The sequence below is a fragment of the Moorena sp. SIO3I6 genome, from assembly GCF_010672095.1.
In genome coordinates this window covers 14,560-34,060 of sequence record NZ_JAAHHU010000042.1, presented here as the reverse complement: position 1 = coordinate 34,060, position 19,501 = coordinate 14,560, and the positions used below count along the sequence as shown (strand labels likewise).

The following is a 19,501-nucleotide window of genomic DNA, read 5'->3' as shown; positions in this document are numbered from 1 at the left end:
AGTCAGGGTAATCGCATCTAAATCGAGCCTCAAAATGCTGTAACACTCCCTTACCCTGTTGGTTTGACAAACCTGCGGAATGTAGGTTGAAATTCCTCGGATATTTAAGTTTTAGGATAAAATCACTACCATGATGAATTCACGCCAACTAATTCATCCAGTTAATTGCCCTTGTTGTAACCCAGCCATTTCCATTCTAAGTGAACCTTTTATTATACCCTGGAGGTTACCTCTCTTAGGCAGTTGAGCGTTGGAAACAGCTTTAGGTTTACTCCAAAAACAAGGAGCCGATAAGAGCCATAAAAATTCTGAAGCAATCACTACTGACAGCAATCTATCAAGGGAAGTTAAGGTCACAGCAGATAAGATTTACACAGGAGGAGAAATCATAACTCTAGACGATAAAAACCCCTCCGCCGAAGCTGTTGCTGTTCAAAGTGGCAAAATTTTGGCAGTTGGCTCTCTCGAGGAACTCCAAAATTTGCAAGGTGATAAAACTGAAGTAATCAATCTCAATGGTAAAACAATGGTCCCGGGATTTATTGATGGTCACGGTCACATTTTTCTAGTAGGATTTTCTAGTATCGTTGCTAATTTGCTTCCATCTCCTGATGGAGATGTAGATAACATTACACAACTTCAGGACAAGCTAAGGAGCTGGGACCAGACAGATACTTCAGATCTTTTCGGTACACGTACTTCAGATCTTTTCGGTTTGATTCTAGGCAACGGATATGATTGTAAGGGAAAAACTAATCATCACTATCTATGGAATGCACTCTGTAAGCCCATTTCACCCCATCAGTGATGCCCTATAATCCAACCCTATTTCGGGCATTCTTCTCGACAGTCATTGGAAGTGTCTTCAAGACTGAGTATAGGGTTCGCTCAAGCGTCTTTATGACCAAGTAATGGTGAAGTGCCTTGTTGGGGGATTATCGGTATTTCAGTTCCCCTATCTAAGCAACAATTTTTCGCAAAAACCCAGGAATTTGTAGCTCTTGAAGCAATTTGAACCTACAACCGATCAATCTCATCCATACTCAACCCTGTATATTGGGCAATATCCTGAGCGGGTAACCCTGCCGCCTTCATCTGCTTAGCAATCTGCTGTTTTTCTTCCTGTCTACCTTCGGCTTTACCTTCGGCTCTACCTTCGGCTCTACCTTGTTTGATACCTTGTTTGATACCTTGTTCTATGCCTTGTTCCAAGGTTTCATCAATTAAGGTTTGGGTAACATTGTACATATCCCGGTAGACCTTCAGACTATCCTGATACAGCGCTTGCTCCGCAGATGAAAAATTGGCAATCTCTGCAACATCAAAGAGCTGGGCAAACACATCCTCTTGCAACGGTAATGGGGGTTCATTCAACTGGGCTAGGTGTTTTAATAAAAATAACCACTTGTCAAAATGGGACTCCAACTCATCAAGAGACTTGGTAAATTTCGGTAACTCAACATAAATAAACTTGAGCTTATCGTAGAACACTTCACAGTGCTGATTTTTCAACTCCACCACATGTAGCAGTTCTGAATCGTGCTTGTGGTCATCAAATACAAAATCTAGGATGCCAACCGTATAAACTGCCGTGAGCTCATAGTTCCAAAATCCCTGTTCAGCCTGTTCTTGGATCGGGAAAGTAGAATAATAGACACTTCTATCCTTAAACAAATTTTGCTTAGCCTTCTGCATTTCTACGATGAACCGTTCACCAGTCTCGCTCTGACAATAAATATCAAAAATAGCCCTTCGATCCACTAAAGTATTGCCCAAAAACTCTGGATTCTTAAAATTGACATCCTTCAGGTGATGATGGGGAGGCAACAGAGTATTCAAGAAGTCGATCAACAGTGCCTTGTTTGGCTCAGTGCCAAAGACACGTTTAAAGCCGAAATCTGTGAGCAGGTCAATGTATTTATCTGGCAACGGGAAAACCATTTCAAAATGCTTTTATGGCTGATAGGGAGTCGGGAGTCGGGAGTCGGGAGTAGGAAACTTATGTTTATAAATTCTAACAATTCCTAAACGGATTGCTATAGTATAGTGCTTTTAATCGCTATGATAAACACTGATAGATAGATTAACTATAGCGTTTATCCTATTTGTGGAATGGGCATCTTGCCCGTTATCAATATTCTGGGGCAGGCAGGATGCTCACTATACTCCTATTCATAGCTTGATTCAGCAACGCTAAACAGACGGGGCATAACTCTTTGAAGCAATTTCAACCTACAACCGATCAATCTCATCGATAGTCAACCCCGTATATTGGGCAATATCCTGAGCAGGTAACCCTGCGGCCTTCATCTGCTTAGCAATCTGCTGTTTTTCTTCCTGTCTACCTTCTGCTCTACCTTGTTTGATACCTTGTTGTCTACCTTGTTCTATGCCTTGTTCTAAGGTTTCATCAATCAAGGTTTGGGTAACATTGTACATATCCCGGTAGACCTTCAGGCTATCCTGATACAGCGCTTGTTCCCTAGATGAAAAATTGGCAATCTCTGCAACATCAAATAGCTGGGCAAACACATCCTCTTGCAACGGTAATGGGGGTTCATTCAACTGGGCTAAATGTTTGAATAAAAATAACCACTTGTCAAAATGGGACTCCAACTCATCAAGAGACTTGCTAAATTTCGGTAGCTCAACATAAATAAACTTGAGCTTATCGTAGAACACTTCACAGTGCTGATTTTTTAACTCCACCACATGTAGCAATTCCGACTCATGCTTATGGTCATCAAATACAAAATCTAGAATGCCAACCGTATAAACTGCTGTAAGCTCATAGTTCCAAAATCCCTGTTCAGCCTGTTCTTGGATCGGGAAAGTAGAATAATATACACTTCTATCCTTAAACAAATTTTGCTTGGCCTTCTGCATTTCTACGATGAACCGTTCACCAGTCTCGCTCTGACAATAAATATCAAAAATAGCCCTTCGATCTACTAAAGTATTGCCCAAAAACTCTGGATTCTTAAAGGTAACATTCTTCAGCTGATGATGGGGAGGCAACAGAGTATTCAAGAAGTCGATCAACAGTGCCTTGTTTGGCTCAGTGCCAAAGACACGTTTAAAGCCGAAATCCGTGAGCAGGTCTATGTATTTATCTGGCAACGGGAAAACCATATCAAAATGCTTTTATGGCTGATAGGGAGTAGGGAGTAGGGAGTAGGGAGTAGGGAGTAGGGAAATAGGGAACAGGGAGTAGGGAGTAGGGAGTAGGGAGTAGGGAAATAGGGAACAGGGAGTAGGGAGTAGGGAGTAGGTAACTTCTGATTAATAATTATAACAATTAATTTAGGATTGCTATCTAGCTTTTTATAGCCTAATGAGGTATGTAATTTATGGCATGTATGAGGTACACTTATCAACCTCAAAGTCCCCCTTTTCAAGGGGGATTTAGGGGGATCCCTTTGCACCTCATGGAAAAGATAATTGCTAGATATTTTTTCCCTGTTCCCGATTCCCGATTCCCGATTCCCGATTCCCTACTCCCTACTCCCTAAAACCCATAACAAAAGTACCTCACCCAAATAATTGCTATATTCAATCCATAGCACTTCTGAAAAACTCAATTGTTTCTTTCAACGCCACAATAAACCGATCAATCTCTTCACGAGTATTATAAAAATACAAACTAGCTCGTGCTGTACCAGTCACTCCTAAACGATGGTGCAAGGGTTGAGTACAATGATTTCCAGAACGAATAGCTACACCGTCTTGATCCAACAGCGTAGACACATCACTAGCATCCAATCCTTTAATATTAAATGTTGCTAATGCTGCCCTACCTTTACCATCTATTGTTGGTTGGGGACCATACATGATTAGATCGGGAATTTCCTGCAACTGCTTAAACAAATAAGCGGTTAATTCCTCTTCATAGCTATGGATAGTATCCATACCCAACCCAGTCAGATAGTCTACTGCAGCACCAAGTGCGATCGCTTGAGCAATGGCTGGTGTCCCCGCTTCAAATTTATGGGGTAAATCCCCATAGGTGGAGTGATCCAGAAATACCTCGGCAATCATTTCACCACCACCTAAAAATGGAGGCATGGCTTGCAGTAAGTCTAGTTTCCCATACAGAAAACCAATCCCTGTGGAAGCACACATTTTATGACCCGATGCCACTAGCCAATCACAATTCATAGCTTGGACATCAATGGGCATATGGGGGATACTTTGGCAAGCATCAATCATTACCATAGCGCCATAGTTGTGTGCGATCGCAATAATTTCCTCTACGGGATTAATACATCCCAAAGTATTGGAGACATGAACCACACTTACCAGCTTGGTTTTCTCAGAAATCAGCTGTCGGAACTGTTGTAAATCAAACTCCTGAGTCTCGGTCAATCCCACATACTTTAATAGGGCTCCAGTTTTCTGAGCAATAATTTGCCAAGGCACCAAATTGCTGTGGTGTTCCATAACCGAGAGAATAATTTCATCTCCCTGGCGCAGATTTTCCAAACCCCAGCTGTAAGCCACTAAGTTAATCGCTTCCGAAGCATTGCGGGTAAAAACAATCTCTTGTCGTGACTGGGCATTTACAAAACTAGCTACCTTATCCCGTGCCCCCTCATAACCGTCTGTCGCTCTAGTGCTAAGGGTATGGACACCTCGGTGAACATTAGCATTGTCCATTTCGTAGTAGTGGCGCAGTGCATCCAGTACCGCTACCGGTTTCTGGGCAGTAGCCCCATTATCAAAGTAAATCAGCGGTTTACCGTTAACGTCCTGGTGCAAAATAGGGAAGTCAGCCCGGACTTGATCAGCAATGGTTTTTTCTTGAGTTAAGGTCATGTTACTGTTGAACGTTATTCTGTTCCCGTTTTGAACTGATGACTGTTTCCGAAAGTCTTTGACGAAGAGAAGCTAGGGGAATTTGATTGATTATTTCTGCTACAAACGCATCAATCAAGAGATTACGGGCATCGGTTTCCTTCAGTCCACGACTTTGCAAATAGAAGACTTCATCCGCTTCCAGCTGACTGACTGTAGCACCGTGGGAACATTTCACATTATCAGCTGTAATCTCCAACTGAGGCTTGGTATCAACTCTAGCCTTCGGCGATAGCAACAAATTACGATTCAACTGAGCTGCATTGGTCAACTGGGCTGCTTGAGGAACACTAACCTTACCATTAAACACCGCATGAGCACTACCATCTATAATGCACTTTTGCAGCTGATTACTGATCCCATTGGGATGATTCAACATCACCGCACTATGAGTATCTGCCAACTGTTGCTCACTAATCGCGGTCAAGCCATTTAGAATCGTTTCGGTCCCTTCACCCATCTGAAACACTTCCAGAGTATGGCGAGACAACTTCCCCCCAAAGGCTACCCCATGGCAACTATAAAAACTATTCCGAGATTGTGCGATCGCACTCTTACCGACATGGAAAGCCTGGTTACTTTCCCCATCAACCCGGATATGAGTCACTCTGGCATTCTCCCCAACCCATACCTCGGTCACGGAATTGGTCAAATAAACACCCTGGGCGCTATTTTCCTCTTGGCCTTGCCAATACTCTTCAACTAAACTCAGCTGACTACCGGCCTCCGCCACCACCAAACAACGGGGCTGAAACAGCCTAGGCACCCCATCAGCCATGGAAACAAACAGCAGATGAATGGGAACCGTCACCTCAGTATTCCTAGGCAACCAGATCACCGCCACATCAGTCAAACCAGCGGTATTAAGCAGCGTAAACACATCGGTTGCCCCCTGCTGCTTGCCCAAATAATCAGCAATTCGGCTCTGATACTCTGATGGCAACTCGGCCAAATTCCCCACAAACACCCCTTCAGGCAACCCAGCCAAAGACGATAGCTCGGGGGCATAAATCCCATTGACAAATACTAATCGGCTGTTAACCGCCTCTGGCAAAACTACCGGACTAATATCAATGGTGCTTGTATCAACAGCTACAGCACCCTCAAAGGTCTCCTGCAACAGTGGCGACAAATCCGTAAACCGCCATTCCTCATCTTTAGTGGTGGGAATCGCCAATTCCTGAGCAATCCCCCTAGCGTGGTTACTTAGCTCTTGTAACCAATCCATCTCAACTGGATTATCCTGGCGACATTGCTCTAGCAGTGCCGACAAATAAGAAACCTCCCGTTTTACAGAAACTTCCATAGTCATCAGACACTCACCTCAGCAGTCTCGTCTTCTAGCACCCAGTCATAACCACGGGATTCCAACTCTAGAGCCAACTCCTTGCTACCAGTCCTGAGTATACGACCATCTGCCATCACATGAACAAAATCCGGCTCAATATAATTCAGTAAACGTTGGTAGTGAGTAATCAAAATCATCGCATTCTCGCTACTTGCCAATTGATTCACCCCATTGGCCACAATTTTGAGAGCATCAATATCCAAGCCAGAATCTGTTTCATCCAAAATCCCCAGCTTAGGTTCTAGAAGTGCCATTTGGAGAATCTCATTCCGCTTCTTTTCTCCTCCAGAGAAGCCTTCATTTAGACTACGCTCTAGAAAGCTGGGATTCATTTTAACAATTTCCAGCTTTTCTTCAACTAAATCCTCAAAATCAAATGTATCAATTTCTTCCAATCCCTTGTGCTTTCGACGGGAATTGTAAGCCACCCGCAAGAAATCCAAATTACTGACACCAGGAATTTCCAACGGATACTGAAACGCCAGAAATACTCCAGCCAAAGAGCGTTCCTCCGGTTCCATTTCTAACAGATTTTGCCCTAAGAAACTTACCTCGCCTCCCGTTACATCATAGGCAGGATGACCGGCTAATACCTTAGACAAAGTACTCTTCCCAGAACCATTTGGCCCCATAATCGCATGGATTTCTCCAGCTTTAACTTCCAGATTCAATCCCTTCAGAATCTGGTTACCATCCACATCTGCCGTCAAATCCCGAACAGACAATATTATTTCACTAGTTTCACTAATCATTTCGACTTGATAATAAATGCTTTATCCCAGAAGTGTTGTTATAAGGTTATCAGCTTTAAGGTTTAAGGTTGAATGTTGAATGTTAGCAGGTTAAAGGTTGAATGTTAGCAGGTTAAAGGTTGAATGTTACTAGGTTTAAGGTTTAAGGTTTAAGGTTGAATGTTACTAGGTTTAAGGTTTAAGGTTTAAGGTTGAATGTTACTAGGTTTGAGGTGGAAGGTTATCAGGTTGAATAATAGTTGAATTTGATCAGCTTTAACTTTGAACATCTTAATCTATAAACCTTGGCCAAAAGGCCACGCGTGCGCGTTCAACCTGCTAACAACCTTCAACCTTCAACCTCCCAACCTTCAACCTTCAACCTCCCAACCTTCAACCTTCAACCTCCCAACCTTCAACCTTCAACCTCCCAACCTTCAACCTTCAACATTCAACATTCAACATTCAACATTCAACCTGCTAACCTTAGTTAGCCCACTGTGCCTTCGAGCTTCAGGCTTAAAAGTTTATCTGCTTCAGCAGCAAATTCCATGGGAAGTTCATTGAAGACATCTTTACAGAAGCCACTCACCATCATGGAGATCGCATCTTCTTCTGAAATCCCTCGTTGAGCGAAGAAAAATAGCTGGTCTTCACCAATTTTAGAAGTCGAGGCTTCGTGTTCCACTTTGCCCATGTTGTTCTGGACTTGAATGTAAGGAAACGTATTCGCCTCAGCCGTATCCCCTATCAACATAGAATCACACTGGGAGTAGTTCCGTGCTCCCTTTGCCTTCGGACCAATTTTTACTAAACCACGGTAGCTATTTTTGGACTTACCAGCAGAAATCCCCTTAGAAATGATCGTGCTGCGGGTATTTTTACCGATATGCACCATCTTGGTACCTGTGTCGGCTTGTTGGAGATTGTTGGTTAGAGCAACAGAGTAGAATTCACCAATAGAATTGTCACCGACTAGAACACAACTGGGATACTTCCAAGTAATTGCAGAACCAGTTTCGACCTGAGTCCAGGAAATCTTCGAGTTGACTCCCTTGCACAATCCCCGCTTGGTAACAAAGTTGTAAATCCCACCTTTACCATTTTTATCCCCAGCGAACCAGTTTTGCACCGTGGAGTATTTAATCTCAGCATTGTCCAGGGCAACCAATTCCACCACAGCTGCGTGCAGCTGGTTACTATCGTACATGGGCGCAGTGCAGCCTTCTAGGTAACTAACATTGCTGCCTTCTTCCGCCACAATTAGGGTACGCTCGAACTGTCCAGTATCTCCATTATTAATCCGGAAATACGTAGACAGTTCCATCGGGCACTTGACTCCTTTGGGAATATAGACAAAGGAACCATCACTGAAAACAGCAGAATTGAGAGCAACAAAGTAATTATCTGCCACAGGAACAACACTACCCAGGTATTTTCTTACTAACTCTGGGTGTTCTTGCAACGCTTCCGAAATCGAGCAGAAAATTACTCCCGACTCAGCCAGCTTGTCTTTGAAGGTAGTGGCGATCGAGACACTATCAAAGATGGCATCCACTGCTACATTAGCCAGCCGCTTTTGCTCAGATAGGGAAATGCCTAATTTATCAAAGGTTTCCAGTAAAGCTGGGTCAACTTCGTCCAGGCTATTGAGTTTTTCCTTCTTCTGTTTGGGTGCTGAGTAGTAGATAATCTTTTGGTAATCAATGGGAGGATAGGTGACATGGGGCCAGGTTGGCTCGGTCATTTTCTGCCATTGTCGATACGCCTTTAGGCGAAACTCCAGCATGAACTCAGGTTCGTTTTTCTTAGCGGAAATCAGACGGATAATATCCTCATTGAGTCCGCGAGGAATGGTATCCGCTTCAATATCTGTGACAAAGCCGTACTTATAGGGCTGGTTGACTAATGTCTTGACAGTGGCAGTCATCGATTTAGTGCTCTCTTATCATTAAGGATTCAACAGAGTTACAAACACAGTGATAGCTTGTTCGCCTTTGACTTTCCCGTAGAGTAGGTTGGCAGCTTGGAAGGTTAGAGGTTGTAGACTGCGGGTAGCGACTGCATCAAGACAGCGGCTTGCTTTTATCGCCGGTTACAACTAAAATCCATAGCTTCCTCATGCCCACGGGATGTGATCTGGTTACTGGGTGGATTAAAACAACGTTTTTGTTGTTTAACTCTATTCTAGGTTATATTAACAACAAACATGTTGTTAAAGTCAAGAGAATTTAGATTAAATAGAAATAACGGTACCGACAAGCACCAAAGGGAAGCCTGAGTGCCCTTCCCCTGTTACCCAATTCCCCAACTCCTAAGCCCATGATGCCTACTCAGCAAACTTCCACCAAGCGAGACATCCTACAATATCTCCTCAAACAGGATCGAGCAAGAGCCCAGGAGTTAGCCACAGCCATAGGGGTTAGCGCCCAAGCTATTCGACGTCATCTCAAAGAATTGGAGGCAGAAGGGCTAATTGAGTACAAAGCTGTTCAAATTGGTATGGGGCGTCCTCAACATATCTATCACCTCTCTCACAAAGGACGCGATCGCTTTCCCCATCATTACGGAGAGTTTTCTGTTTCCCTGCTTGATACCATGACAGAAACCTTGGGTCGTGAACAGACTAGCACGATTCTACAAAAGCAATGGCAACGTAAAGCTCAAGAATACCGGGAGTGTATCGGGAATGGTACAGTGGGAGAGCGAGTAGCCAAGTTGGTAGAACTACGTAGACTAGAAGGTTATATGGCAGAGTGGCACACCCTAGAATCAGGTAATTTAAATAATGGGGTTAGTGAGCAGTATATTTTAACTGAATACAATTGTGCTATTTCCAACGTTGCCGAATCTTACCCCAGTGTCTGTGGTCATGAATTGGAAATGTTTGCCGCCGTATTGCCAGATTGTACAGTCGAGCGTACTCACTGGCTCAATAATGGAGAGCATCAGTGTGGCTATTTAATCAAAGCGCCAGCAAATAACTAACATGCCAATAACTAAGCCTGTAAGCTTAAGCGCTACGCGCACGCTACTTGAGGTGCCGTCAGCCTTCAGCTGTCAGCCTTTGGCCACAAGCCTTTGGCTAATAGCACCTCAACTAGCTTGCGTGGCACAGGCTTCTAGCCTGTGACATAGTGCATTAGCCGATAGCTGATAGCTTAAAAGTTATGTAGTCAACCTTGAAAACCCTTATGGCTGATTCCCAGCAATCCTCAATCCAATTCTTAACTCCGGAAGAATCCGCTGATGTAGACCAAGCATTGCTCTCTTCCCCAGAGAAATTTTTAACTCGTTTAACGATTTCCTCCCTCAGACTGTTGAAGCATATTTCACAAGATACTGGGGTGCCCATGGAAGAGTTGACCCATCAGCAGATCATCGAGTGGTTTGAGAAGGATAGTAAGATTCGGCGAGAACAAGGGGTTGAGGCAGCATTTTTGAAATGGTAATTAGAAGTGATTCATTGGACTTGATATAATCGGTTGTTTGTTCATAGTTTACTGCCTAGTACTGTTGACAAACAAACCTCAACCAAACCTAATCAAAAATCAGTAATTTAAAGCTTATTCATAAAATAAATATTAAATCCTTTGGGTGCGTTAATAATTTTTAAAGCACTTATATAATATAGTTCCTCTGGGACTAATTTTAGTCCTGTCACTAGTAAAAACTTACCAATGGTCTACGCTATCAAGCGCCCTACAGCGATTTAATCTTTTCTTTATAAATTACAGTATAGAATAGTATAGAGTATTTTGGTTAAAATTAGTGATCAATATCACATAGATAGATTGTCATAAATCACAGTCTTGCGTGATCTAAATCGATGAAATGGATTTAAGTTACCGCTAGCATTCTTAGGTCAGCTGTTAATACTCAAGGAAACGGTGCATCATGAATACTCAACAAATTAGCTTCGCAGCCATCACGATTTTAGATATTGCTCTATTGTTCACAGTCCCCATCATCATCGGATTATTATCAAAAATTCCTTAAGTCTCAGGAACTATGTCTTAGGAATGATGAACGATGAATCGGCACATACATACACATACATAATAGACACATAAGACACATAAGATACAGAATTTAACAATTCTGCATTAATCGTTTTGCCAGTACAAGCCCCTAACTCCTAGCATGGGTTATCATTATTAATCATTAATTATTCATAGTTCCCTGAGCACTGTCGCGACCAGTAGCATTCTTAGTTCAGTTAATTTTAGATATCAAATAAATCTGAAAATGATCACTTTAAATGTAATCAATAAAGTAATCAATAAATTTCAAAATCTGCTCTTGACCGGAATAATAGTGAGTGTGGGGTTGTGGGCAATACCAGTATCAGCACAAGTAGAGGATGAGCAAGTCAACGCTCTGGTAGAAGCACTGCGGCTTTCGGCACCACCCAATCGTCCCAATGACGGCATGTACAGCCAGTGGCAAGTTTTACCGGCCATTATCCCGAGCTGGACATCTCAATGTGCAGGACAGGCCATGACACCTGCACAATTTGAAGCCGACCCGGCAACAGCACGCAGTGTTGTGGCTTGTATCATCAGACGGGAACTGGATATTGAATTGACAGATAGTGGCAACAATGAAATGATTGCTGTTCGCCGTACCGCCTGTTGGTGGATGACAGGAAAACCCTCTGGCTGCAACAGTGGCGCAACTGCTGACTATGTCCAGAGAGTCATGGGCTTTTATCAGAACCCTTAACCTTCTTAGAATTTAGAATTTAGAATTTAGAATTTAGAATTTAGAATTTAGAATTTGGAATTCTGCATTTTCCATTCTCCATTCTTCATTCTTCATTCTCCATTCTTCATTCTGCATTCTTCATTCTGCATTCTTCATTCTCCCTTCTTAATTCTTAATTCTTAATTCTTCATTCTTCATTCTTCATTCTCCCTTCTTAATTCTTAATTCTTCATTCTTAATTCTTCATTCTCCATTCTTCATTCTCCATTCTTAATTCTTAATTATTAATTCTACATTCTGCATTCTACATTCTTACCAACAACCCTCAACCTTCAACAGATCATGCCGCTTGTCGGGACAACAACAGTTGAACAAAAGTATCACTAACTGTATGGTCTTTAGTATTCGCTGCGTATTTAATTAAGGTTTCCCGCAAGCGCCAAGCAGCATTCCACGGCAGTAGAGTTGCCAAGAGGAAGTACACACCGCGAAATCTAGGGTCACTGATATGCTTGTTTGGCAAATCATTTCCCTCACCTAGAAAGGTCTGCACGATGAAAAAGTCCTGGATTTTGTCGTGGCGGAAATACCATTCTTTTCGATCATTGCCTTCATGGTCAACAAACAGACGGGACAAAACCATTTTGTGGCGTTCGATGCAAATCAGTTCTTCAAACCATTTCTCAGCTGGTATAGCTACCTCATCTTGCAAGCGCATCTGGTAAACTGTCTCAGCAAATGCCTCTAGGGGAAATTTTCTCAGATAGAGTTGTTCATACTCCTGAGCCATATATTGATACTGCTGTTGCTGCAAATTCAGCAAGTCTGGTTTCTGCCCATGGGCTATCATCTGAGCCACTATGGTCAGGTCCATAGGGTTAGACAGCATCCGACGCACAGCTCTGTGTTCTTCTTCTGATTGGTACTGATGTAAAACGGTGTCAATATACTTTTCGCAGGCTTGTTTGTACTTTATACCCGAGATGGGAGCATCTGGGGGCATAATTTTATAGCGCGATAGTAAAAATTTCTCAATCTGCTTAGGTTTCAATGGTTGCAGTACATAGGTTGTAGCGCAAGAGGGGGTCTGCCACTCCATGGATTGGGTCCCGATGATAATATTGCCCTTGAAGTAACTTTCCACAAAAGTGGTAATCATCGCTCGTGTGTCTGGAGTGACTTCATTGAGTCCATCAATACAGATATCAATGGCATCACTGTAAATCAGGTCTCGCAAGAAACCAGAGTCTTGGGCGAATCCATGAAGTTTTGCTTGAATCGCTTCGATCACGCCATTAGCGCATTTCTCAGCAGGTAAATAGACGATGATCCGCTTAGATGATTTCACTAAGTGCCGTAGAAACATCGATTTCCCTAATCCTGATTCTCCTTCCAGGACAATGGGTAATTCCAGATCCGGTATTGCTTCTTGAATGGGTTGCGTTATACTTCTTCCCTGGGGCTGGACTTCCAAGTTAGGAAAGTAAGCTTGTTCATCAAAGTTTTCTAAATCTGCATCTGACAGCAAGGATTCCTGGAAGGGGGCAAATAACTTCGAGCGTAGAAAGGGAATCCAAGTTAGGGCTATGCCTACGTACCCCAGTCCAAAAAACTTCCGCACCGAGGGATTCCAAAAGAAGATAGCTTGGACTTGGGGGGATTTGGGATAAACCAGTATTAGTCCAAACCAAAACAGCATATGAGTTAGCCAGATAATCACCCCTTTGCTAAAAATTTTCTGATAACTACGAGAATCCTGTTCTTGCTGGAGATTATCAAGACCACCACGCACGGTTTCGATCCATCTATCCTGGAAAATTTTCTCCGTGTCTTGCTCTAGCCTTTGAATAACTGTTTCAAATTCCAGTATGGATTGTTCCAATTGCACTTTGGTGAGCTGCTTCCTCTGTTTTCCAACCTTAGAAGAAATTTCGACAACGGCAGAGAGGGCGGAATAGCGAACATCGATAGATTCATCTTTGAAAAAGACATCTATTAGGTCAGGGACAGCCTGAACCCCTTCCGTTCCCATCTTTCCTAGAGCAGAGGCGGCATAATAGCGAACATAGACTGAGTTATCCTCAAGCAACTCAATTAATAGAGGCAGAGCATCCTTAGCTGCCTCTCCAATTTCCCCTAGTACCTCGGTAGCGCGAATCCGGATCAGGACAGATTTATCGTTCCTGAGTCGCTCAATGAGCTGGGGAACAACATCTTTAGTTTTCTCGGCAATCTGCTCTAGGGCATTGATGCTAGTCATACGAACCGAGAATGTTTCATCCTTTAGCGCTTCAATCAGGTAAGGTACAGCTGACTTGGCTGCCTCTTTTTTATTCCCTAGGGCATAAGCAGCGTTAGCACGAACCTGAGCAGATTGGTCATTCCTCAAGGCTTCAATTAGGTGAGGTACAGCCTCATGGGTTTTCTTTCCCAAGTTCCCTAAGGCATAAGCACCATTGGCGCGAACTTCAGCAGATTCATCCTTAAGTGCATCAATCAGATCAGGGATAGCTTCATCCTTAAGAGCAAGGAGACTCCCGTTATACCCGTAGGGTTAGCGGGAGAGGAATTGCGTCTTCCGAGGACAAATGTGTTATAAGAAAAATGGTCAATGACCCACCCGAGACAATGGATTCAGACAGCCTAACGAGCGAAGTCCAGTAATCTGGCGGCGCAGCAAAATTGGTAGACCGGGAAAAGATGACGGGGCAATGGAAGGCCAACCCTTGAATCAAAAGTAAATCAATACTTTTAAAAACTCGACACATGAGAACCGCAGGGCTTGCGGGGATAGTCTGTGGAGCGAGCGTAAGACCAGAAAGCCCCTTGAGGGTGGAGGCTGTTGCTATGAAGCAGAAAACCTAAATTGCGAGGTTTAGGAATCCCCCGCTATAATCGCCAGATTTAGCGGCGGGAGGATGTCAAAAGATGCTTCTCCCATCAATCCCAGAGCAGCAGAGGCTTTGGCACGAACTGTCGCCGACTCATCGTTCCTTAGGGCTTTAATCAACCAAGGGACAGCTTGATCCGCTTCCTCTCCTATACTCCACAGAGCAACAGCAGCTCCCTCCCGAACTGCAGCAGATTTATCCGTCTTCAGGGCTTCAATCAGTAAATAGACAGATTTTGGACCACATTGGACTATAGCTTCTTTAGCGGTTGTATTGTTTATATCGTTGAATCTGGCGATATTAGTCTTAATCTCTGCTTGAGTACACCCTTGAGCTAAGGCAGGACTACAGGGCAGCAGTAGCAATGAGCAGCCCAGTAAAAACACCTTGAGCACTGAGGAAGTGGGTTGTTTTATGCACCTAATCATAGAAGTTCTCCAAGGTTTCGTTAGTATAGATACAAGAATCTCTTCAAAAATCCAGTTTTATGTCTCTCAAGGGCTATAAAAGTACCCTTGGGGGTACTCTTGAAGATTCCCCACTCCCTGATATAGCGCTACGCTTAGCGTCAGAAGTCAGAAGTCAGAAGTCAGAAGTAAACTAGACTCACGTTTCGGAGTTTAGGAGCGATGCAGCGCGGTCTTGGGGAGGCAGCGCTGATAGCTTACTGTTTTAAATATTAAGTTTTAGGAATATTAAGTTTTAGAAATATTAAGTTTTAGGCATTAATACTCAATAATTAATACTTAAGTATTAATTATTGAGTATTAGGGACAAGAGGCGTAGTTGAGGGCTTCCGTGCTTTCCGAGGAGCTAGCAAACTTGGTCAGAACCTCCTTAGCCTATAACCTGAATCACTGGATAGGATCTAATTTGGTTTTTTTTTCTTAACATTTGACTTTTTTGGAAAAAAGTGTCAAAATAGATACAGAAATAAAAATTGGAATTGAATAAACACTGAGGTCTCTGTCGGCTCAGTGGCTCTCAACTCAGATGTCCTGAAGTAGATCAGCCGTAGAGAATCCAAGAAAGTAATACCTAGGGCAGGCTTGCCTAACCCTTAGACAGAATTCCTCACCTGGCCAAGCAACTTATTAAGCAATTCTTGGCCAAGCAACTTATTAAGCAATTCCATTAAGCAATCTCATTAAGCAATCCAATCGGAGGTATTCGAGCAATGAAACTTTCTTACCGAGGTGTTAGTTATCAAAGTGAACCATCTACCCTAGAAGTATCTGAAGGGGAAATTGGTGGAACTTACCGGGGTCATAGCTGGAAAGTTCACCGGATTAAGCATAATCCTTGGCGTAAATCATCGGCTAACATGACCTATCGTGGTGTTAGCTATAAAAGAGGGTAGCTCTTTGTATCACTAGTTTTGTTTGAGTCAAAAAGTGCTGGGTGCTGGGTGCGTCAAGACCTCAGGGCTGAGTAAACATTGATCACATATTACTCAATACTAAACATTTCAGTACTAAACATTTCGGTACTCAGCATTTCGGTACTCAGCATTCTAGTACTCAAGATTTCATTACTCAATATTTCAGTACTCAACATTATTCAAAGCACTCAAGACTATTGAAAAAAGTAGTCTGATATTATTATTAGTCAATCGGAGGGGTAATAGATATGAAACTTAGGTATCGTGGTGTAAGTTACGACGCTGAACCCTCTCTACTAGAAGTGAGAGAGGGTGAAATTGGTGGCACTTATCGGGCTCAGAATTGGAGAGTTCACTATCCCAGACACATGCCTGAACCGCCACCGGTAAATCATCTGAAATGGCGTGGTGTTTCTTACTGCACTGGTAATGCAACTGTAACTAATACTGTCGCTGATTCTCAACCAATGGCTAAATCGATTTCTACTGTAGCGGCAAAGACATCGATTGCTCGCCACCGGCTGCAAAAAGTCTTGAATGAGAGCAGAAAAGTTCATCTGGCTACGATGCGCCAAACTTTGGAACATCGTCTAGAGGTAGCTAAAGCTAAAGGTGATCAGAATTTGGTCAGGCTTCTAGAAGATGAGTCAAAGCAGATGCAGCCTATCTAGTGAGTTAACCCAGATACTCTCACAACTCTCTAACATCAGACACAGCGATCCACAGCGATCGCTTTTTTGATGCTTTGATTTTTGATGCTTTGATGACTTGCCACACTCTGGTAGGGCAATATTTTGTAACAATTGTCTTACATGAAGCCCGCGCACAGGTAAATCTATGATGCTGAACTCTTATCGTGAACACCTAGCTGAACGGGGAGCTAAAGGAATTCCTCCCCTACCCCTAAGTGCTGAGCAAACATCCCAACTTTGTGAACTGCTGCAAAATCCACCAGCTGGGGAAGAAGAAGCATTAATGGCTATGTTACGCGATCGCATTCCCCCTGGAGTGGATGAAGCAGCTTATGTCAAAGCCGGGTTTTTAACTGCGATCGCAAAAGCAGAACTCACTAGTCCCCTAATTTCCCCCCAGGGTGCTGTAGACCTATTGGGTACTATGGTCGGAGGCTACAATGTCCAATCCCTAGTTGAGTTACTCCAGTCTGATCAGACCACCTTAGTAGCCGAAGCCGCTACTGCCCTAAGTAAGACATTACTTGTCTTTGATGCCTTCAATGATGTTCTAGAAATTTCCGATGTCAATCCTTACGCCAAGCAAGTCATCGATGCTTGGGCCAATGCTGCCTGGTTCATCCAGCGTCCCAAACTCCCCGAAGCAGTTACTGTGACTGTATTTAAGGTACCCGGAGAAACCAATACCGATGACTTATCCCCGGCCACTCACGCCACCACTCGCCCAGATATTCCGTTACATGGCTTGGCCATGTTGGAATCTCGGATACCGTCGGCTTTAGATACTATTGCTAAATTAAAACAAAACGGGTATCCTGTGGCTTATGTTGGGGATGTTGTTGGTACTGGTTCATCCCGGAAATCCGCAATTAATTCCTTACTTTGGCATATCGGTGAAGATATCCCCTATGTTCCCAATAAGCGAGCTGGGGGATATATCTTAGGTGGCAAAATTGCCCCGATCTTCTTCAACACTGCTGAAGATTCTGGTGCATTGCCCATTGAGTGCGATGTTTCAAAAATGGAAACTGGGGATGTGATTACTATCCATCCCTACAAGGGTGAAATCACTAACCAAGCTGGGGAAGTCATTTCCACCTTTACCCTCAAACCCGATACCATCCTCGATGAAGTCCGTGCTGGTGGACGGATTCCGTTACTGATTGGGCGATCGCTTACGGATAAAACCCGGGAAGCCTTGGGATTAGAACCAAGTCCCCTGTTTACCCGTCCAAGCATACCAGAAGATACAGGCAAAGGCTTCACCTTAGCCCAGAAGATGGTCGGTAAAGCCTGTGGCTTACCGGGTGTTCGTCCAGGTAGCTCTTGCGAACCGATCATGACTACAGTTGGTTCCCAGGATACCACAGGACCCATGACTCGGGATGAATTAAAAGAACTGGCTTGTCTTGGTTTCAGTGCCGACCTAGTCATGCAAAGCTTCTGCCATACTGCTGCTTATCCCAAGCCCGTTGATGTCAAAGTCCATAAACAATTGCCCGACTTCTTTGCCTCTCGTGCTGGTGTAGCCTTGCGTCCTGGGGATGGCATTATCCACTCTTGGTTGAACCGGATGTTATTACCTGATACCGTAGGCACTGGTGGAGACTCTCACACCCGTTTCCCCCTAGGCATTTCCTTCCCTGCCGGTTCTGGATTAGTGGCCTTTGGTGCCGCTTTGGGAGTCATGCCCTTAGATATGCCCGAATCTGTGTTAGTGCGGTTCAAAGGTGAATTGCAACCAGGGGTAACATTGCGGGATATTGTCAATGCTATTCCCTATGTGGCTATTCAACAAGGGTTGCTGACGGTAGAGAAGAAGAATAAGAAAAATGTCTTCTCGGGACGGATTATGGAAATAGAAGGATTGCCCGATTTGAAAGTTGAGCAAGCCTTTGAACTTACTGACGCTACTGCGGAACGGTCTTGTGCTGGCTGTACCATTAAGCTGGGAATAGAAACAGTATCTGAGTATTTGCGTTCCAATATCGCGCTACTGAAAAATATGGTGGCACGAGGCTATCAAGATGCCCGTACGATCATGCGTCGGGTGGCCAAGATGGAAGAATGGTTGGCAAATCCGGTACTGATGGAAGCAGATCCAGATGCAGAGTATGCTGAAATTATCGAGATTGACTTGAATGAAATCACTGAGCCGATTGTAGCGGCTCCCAATGACCCAGATAATGTGAAATTGTTGTCTGAAGTCGCAAGCGATCGCATTGATGAAGTCTTCATTGGGTCTTGCATGACCAATATTGGACACTACCGTGCCGCTGCCAAAGTCCTAGAAGGGGAACCCCCTGTTAGCACTCGGTTGTGGATTTGTCCCCCTACCCGGATGGATGAGAAACAACTCAAAGAAGAAGGGGTTTACGGTATCTTTGGCATAGCTGGTGCCCGGACTGAAATGCCTGGATGTTCCCTGTGCATGGGGAATCAAGCTCGGGTTGCTGATAAAGCCACCGTATTCTCTACCTCTACTCGTAATTTTAATAATCGTATGGGTAAAGGTGCCCGAGTCTATTTGGGTTCTGCTGAATTAGCAGCAGCTTGTGCCTTGTTAGGTCGGATTCCCAGCGCTGAAGAGTATCAGTCAATTGTAGCCGAGAAAATTAATCCCTTTGCTAGTGATTTGTATCAGTATTTGAATTTTGATCAAATCGCTGGATTTGAAGATGAAGGACGGGTGATTCCTATCGAAGAAATGCCCAAGATTGAAGATATTTTAGGCATCCCAGCGGGAACCCTTAAGTAGATTAGTTTAGTTTAGTTTAGCTGAATAATCGGGTGAGCTTTTGGGTTCACCCGATTATTTTTATCACTTATATCAAGGTTGGTTGAACACTTATAATTAGTAGATAAAAGGGAACAGGGAACAGGGAACAGGGAACAGG

The 19,501-nt window shown here is 43.6% G+C and carries 18 protein-coding genes; 9 read left to right on the top strand and 9 right to left on the bottom strand.

All coding sequences use genetic code 11. The features are described from left to right. Window positions 1-250: 250 nt before the first annotated feature. A complete protein-coding gene (locus F6K49_RS14785) occupies window positions 251-808 on the top strand; it encodes an amidohydrolase family protein (protein WP_293097794.1) in 558 nt (185 codons plus the stop codon). Between the two features lie 209 nt (window positions 809-1,017). Here F6K49_RS14785 and F6K49_RS14780 read toward each other — a convergent pair whose 3' ends face one another. The 6 genes from F6K49_RS14780 to sufC form a co-directional block, all read right to left on the bottom strand. Further along, window positions 1,018-1,941, bottom strand: a complete 924-nt coding sequence (locus tag F6K49_RS14780; RefSeq protein WP_293097791.1) for an Rpn family recombination-promoting nuclease/putative transposase — start codon at window positions 1,939-1,941, stop codon at window positions 1,018-1,020. A 291-nt stretch (window positions 1,942-2,232) separates the two neighbouring features. Next, window positions 2,233-3,132, bottom strand: coding sequence for an Rpn family recombination-promoting nuclease/putative transposase (locus tag F6K49_RS14775; protein ID WP_293097788.1), 900 nt, complete (start codon window positions 3,130-3,132; stop codon window positions 2,233-2,235). Further along, on the bottom strand, window positions 3,102-3,377 hold the full coding sequence (locus tag F6K49_RS14770; RefSeq protein WP_293097785.1) for a hypothetical protein: 276 nt from the start codon (window positions 3,375-3,377) through the stop codon (window positions 3,102-3,104). Before F6K49_RS14770 ends, F6K49_RS14775 begins: the two co-directional genes overlap by 31 nt. A gap of 175 nt (window positions 3,378-3,552) precedes the next feature. Beyond that, window positions 3,553-4,815, bottom strand: coding sequence for a SufS family cysteine desulfurase (locus tag F6K49_RS14765; protein WP_293097782.1), 1,263 nt, complete (start codon window positions 4,813-4,815; stop codon window positions 3,553-3,555). Between the two features lies 1 nt (window position 4,816). Then, window positions 4,817-6,166, bottom strand: coding sequence for a Fe-S cluster assembly protein SufD (gene sufD / locus F6K49_RS14760; RefSeq protein ID WP_293097779.1), 1,350 nt, complete (start codon window positions 6,164-6,166; stop codon window positions 4,817-4,819). Then, window positions 6,166-6,954 (bottom strand): Fe-S cluster assembly ATPase SufC, encoded by a 789-nt coding sequence (sufC, locus tag F6K49_RS14755; protein ID WP_293023016.1) that lies wholly within the window; start codon window positions 6,952-6,954, stop codon window positions 6,166-6,168. The genes sufD and sufC overlap by 1 nt, the downstream gene beginning before the upstream one ends. A gap of 284 nt (window positions 6,955-7,238) precedes the next feature. Here sufC and F6K49_RS14750 point away from each other — a divergent pair, with 284 nt between their 5' ends. Next, complete coding sequence (locus F6K49_RS14750) at window positions 7,239-7,427, top strand: hypothetical protein (RefSeq protein ID WP_293023013.1); 189 nt, start codon at window positions 7,239-7,241, stop codon at window positions 7,425-7,427. On the opposite strand, the gene sufB is transcribed toward F6K49_RS14750, so the two are convergent. Beyond that, entirely contained in the window at window positions 7,424-8,863 is a 1,440-nt protein-coding gene (gene sufB / locus F6K49_RS14745) for a Fe-S cluster assembly protein SufB (protein ID WP_075899490.1), read from the bottom strand. The genes F6K49_RS14750 and sufB overlap by 4 nt on opposite strands. Before the next feature lie 392 nt (window positions 8,864-9,255). Between sufB and sufR the strand changes: the two genes are divergently transcribed. From sufR to F6K49_RS14725, 4 genes are all read left to right on the top strand, one after another. Next, window positions 9,256-9,921 carry an iron-sulfur cluster biosynthesis transcriptional regulator SufR gene (gene sufR, locus F6K49_RS14740; protein ID WP_293023008.1) on the top strand — a complete coding sequence of 222 codons (666 nt, stop codon included), beginning with the start codon at window positions 9,256-9,258 and terminating at the stop codon, window positions 9,919-9,921. A gap of 1 nt (window position 9,922) precedes the next feature. Beyond that, window positions 9,923-10,066: a hypothetical protein gene (locus F6K49_RS14735; protein WP_293071374.1), complete on the top strand. Its 144-nt coding sequence runs from the start codon at window positions 9,923-9,925 to the stop codon at window positions 10,064-10,066. A 61-nt stretch (window positions 10,067-10,127) separates the two neighbouring features. Further along, window positions 10,128-10,385, top strand: a complete 258-nt coding sequence (locus tag F6K49_RS14730) for a hypothetical protein (protein WP_293038642.1) — start codon at window positions 10,128-10,130, stop codon at window positions 10,383-10,385. Between the two features lie 796 nt (window positions 10,386-11,181). Next, window positions 11,182-11,658 (top strand): hypothetical protein, encoded by a 477-nt coding sequence (locus F6K49_RS14725; protein WP_293097768.1) that lies wholly within the window; start codon window positions 11,182-11,184, stop codon window positions 11,656-11,658. 322 nt (window positions 11,659-11,980) lie between these two features. On the opposite strand, the gene F6K49_RS14720 is transcribed toward F6K49_RS14725, so the two are convergent. Continuing rightward, complete coding sequence (locus F6K49_RS14720) at window positions 11,981-14,149, bottom strand: HEAT repeat domain-containing protein (RefSeq protein ID WP_293097826.1); 2,169 nt, start codon at window positions 14,147-14,149, stop codon at window positions 11,981-11,983. 366 nt (window positions 14,150-14,515) lie between these two features. After that, window positions 14,516-14,959: a HEAT repeat domain-containing protein gene (locus F6K49_RS14715; RefSeq protein ID WP_293097763.1), complete on the bottom strand. Its 444-nt coding sequence runs from the start codon at window positions 14,957-14,959 to the stop codon at window positions 14,516-14,518. A 749-nt stretch (window positions 14,960-15,708) separates the two neighbouring features. Between F6K49_RS14715 and F6K49_RS14710 the strand changes: the two genes are divergently transcribed. The 3 genes from F6K49_RS14710 (at window position 15,709) to acnB (ending at window position 19,362) form a co-directional block, all read left to right on the top strand. Next, complete coding sequence (locus tag F6K49_RS14710) at window positions 15,709-15,891, top strand: DUF4278 domain-containing protein (RefSeq protein ID WP_070392931.1); 183 nt, start codon at window positions 15,709-15,711, stop codon at window positions 15,889-15,891. A gap of 269 nt (window positions 15,892-16,160) precedes the next feature. Further along, complete coding sequence (locus tag F6K49_RS14705; protein ID WP_293083037.1) at window positions 16,161-16,583, top strand: DUF4278 domain-containing protein; 423 nt, start codon at window positions 16,161-16,163, stop codon at window positions 16,581-16,583. A 169-nt stretch (window positions 16,584-16,752) separates the two neighbouring features. Then, on the top strand, window positions 16,753-19,362 hold the full coding sequence (gene acnB, locus F6K49_RS14700) for a bifunctional aconitate hydratase 2/2-methylisocitrate dehydratase (RefSeq protein WP_293097824.1): 2,610 nt from the start codon (window positions 16,753-16,755) through the stop codon (window positions 19,360-19,362). Window positions 19,363-19,501: the final 139 nt, after the last annotated feature.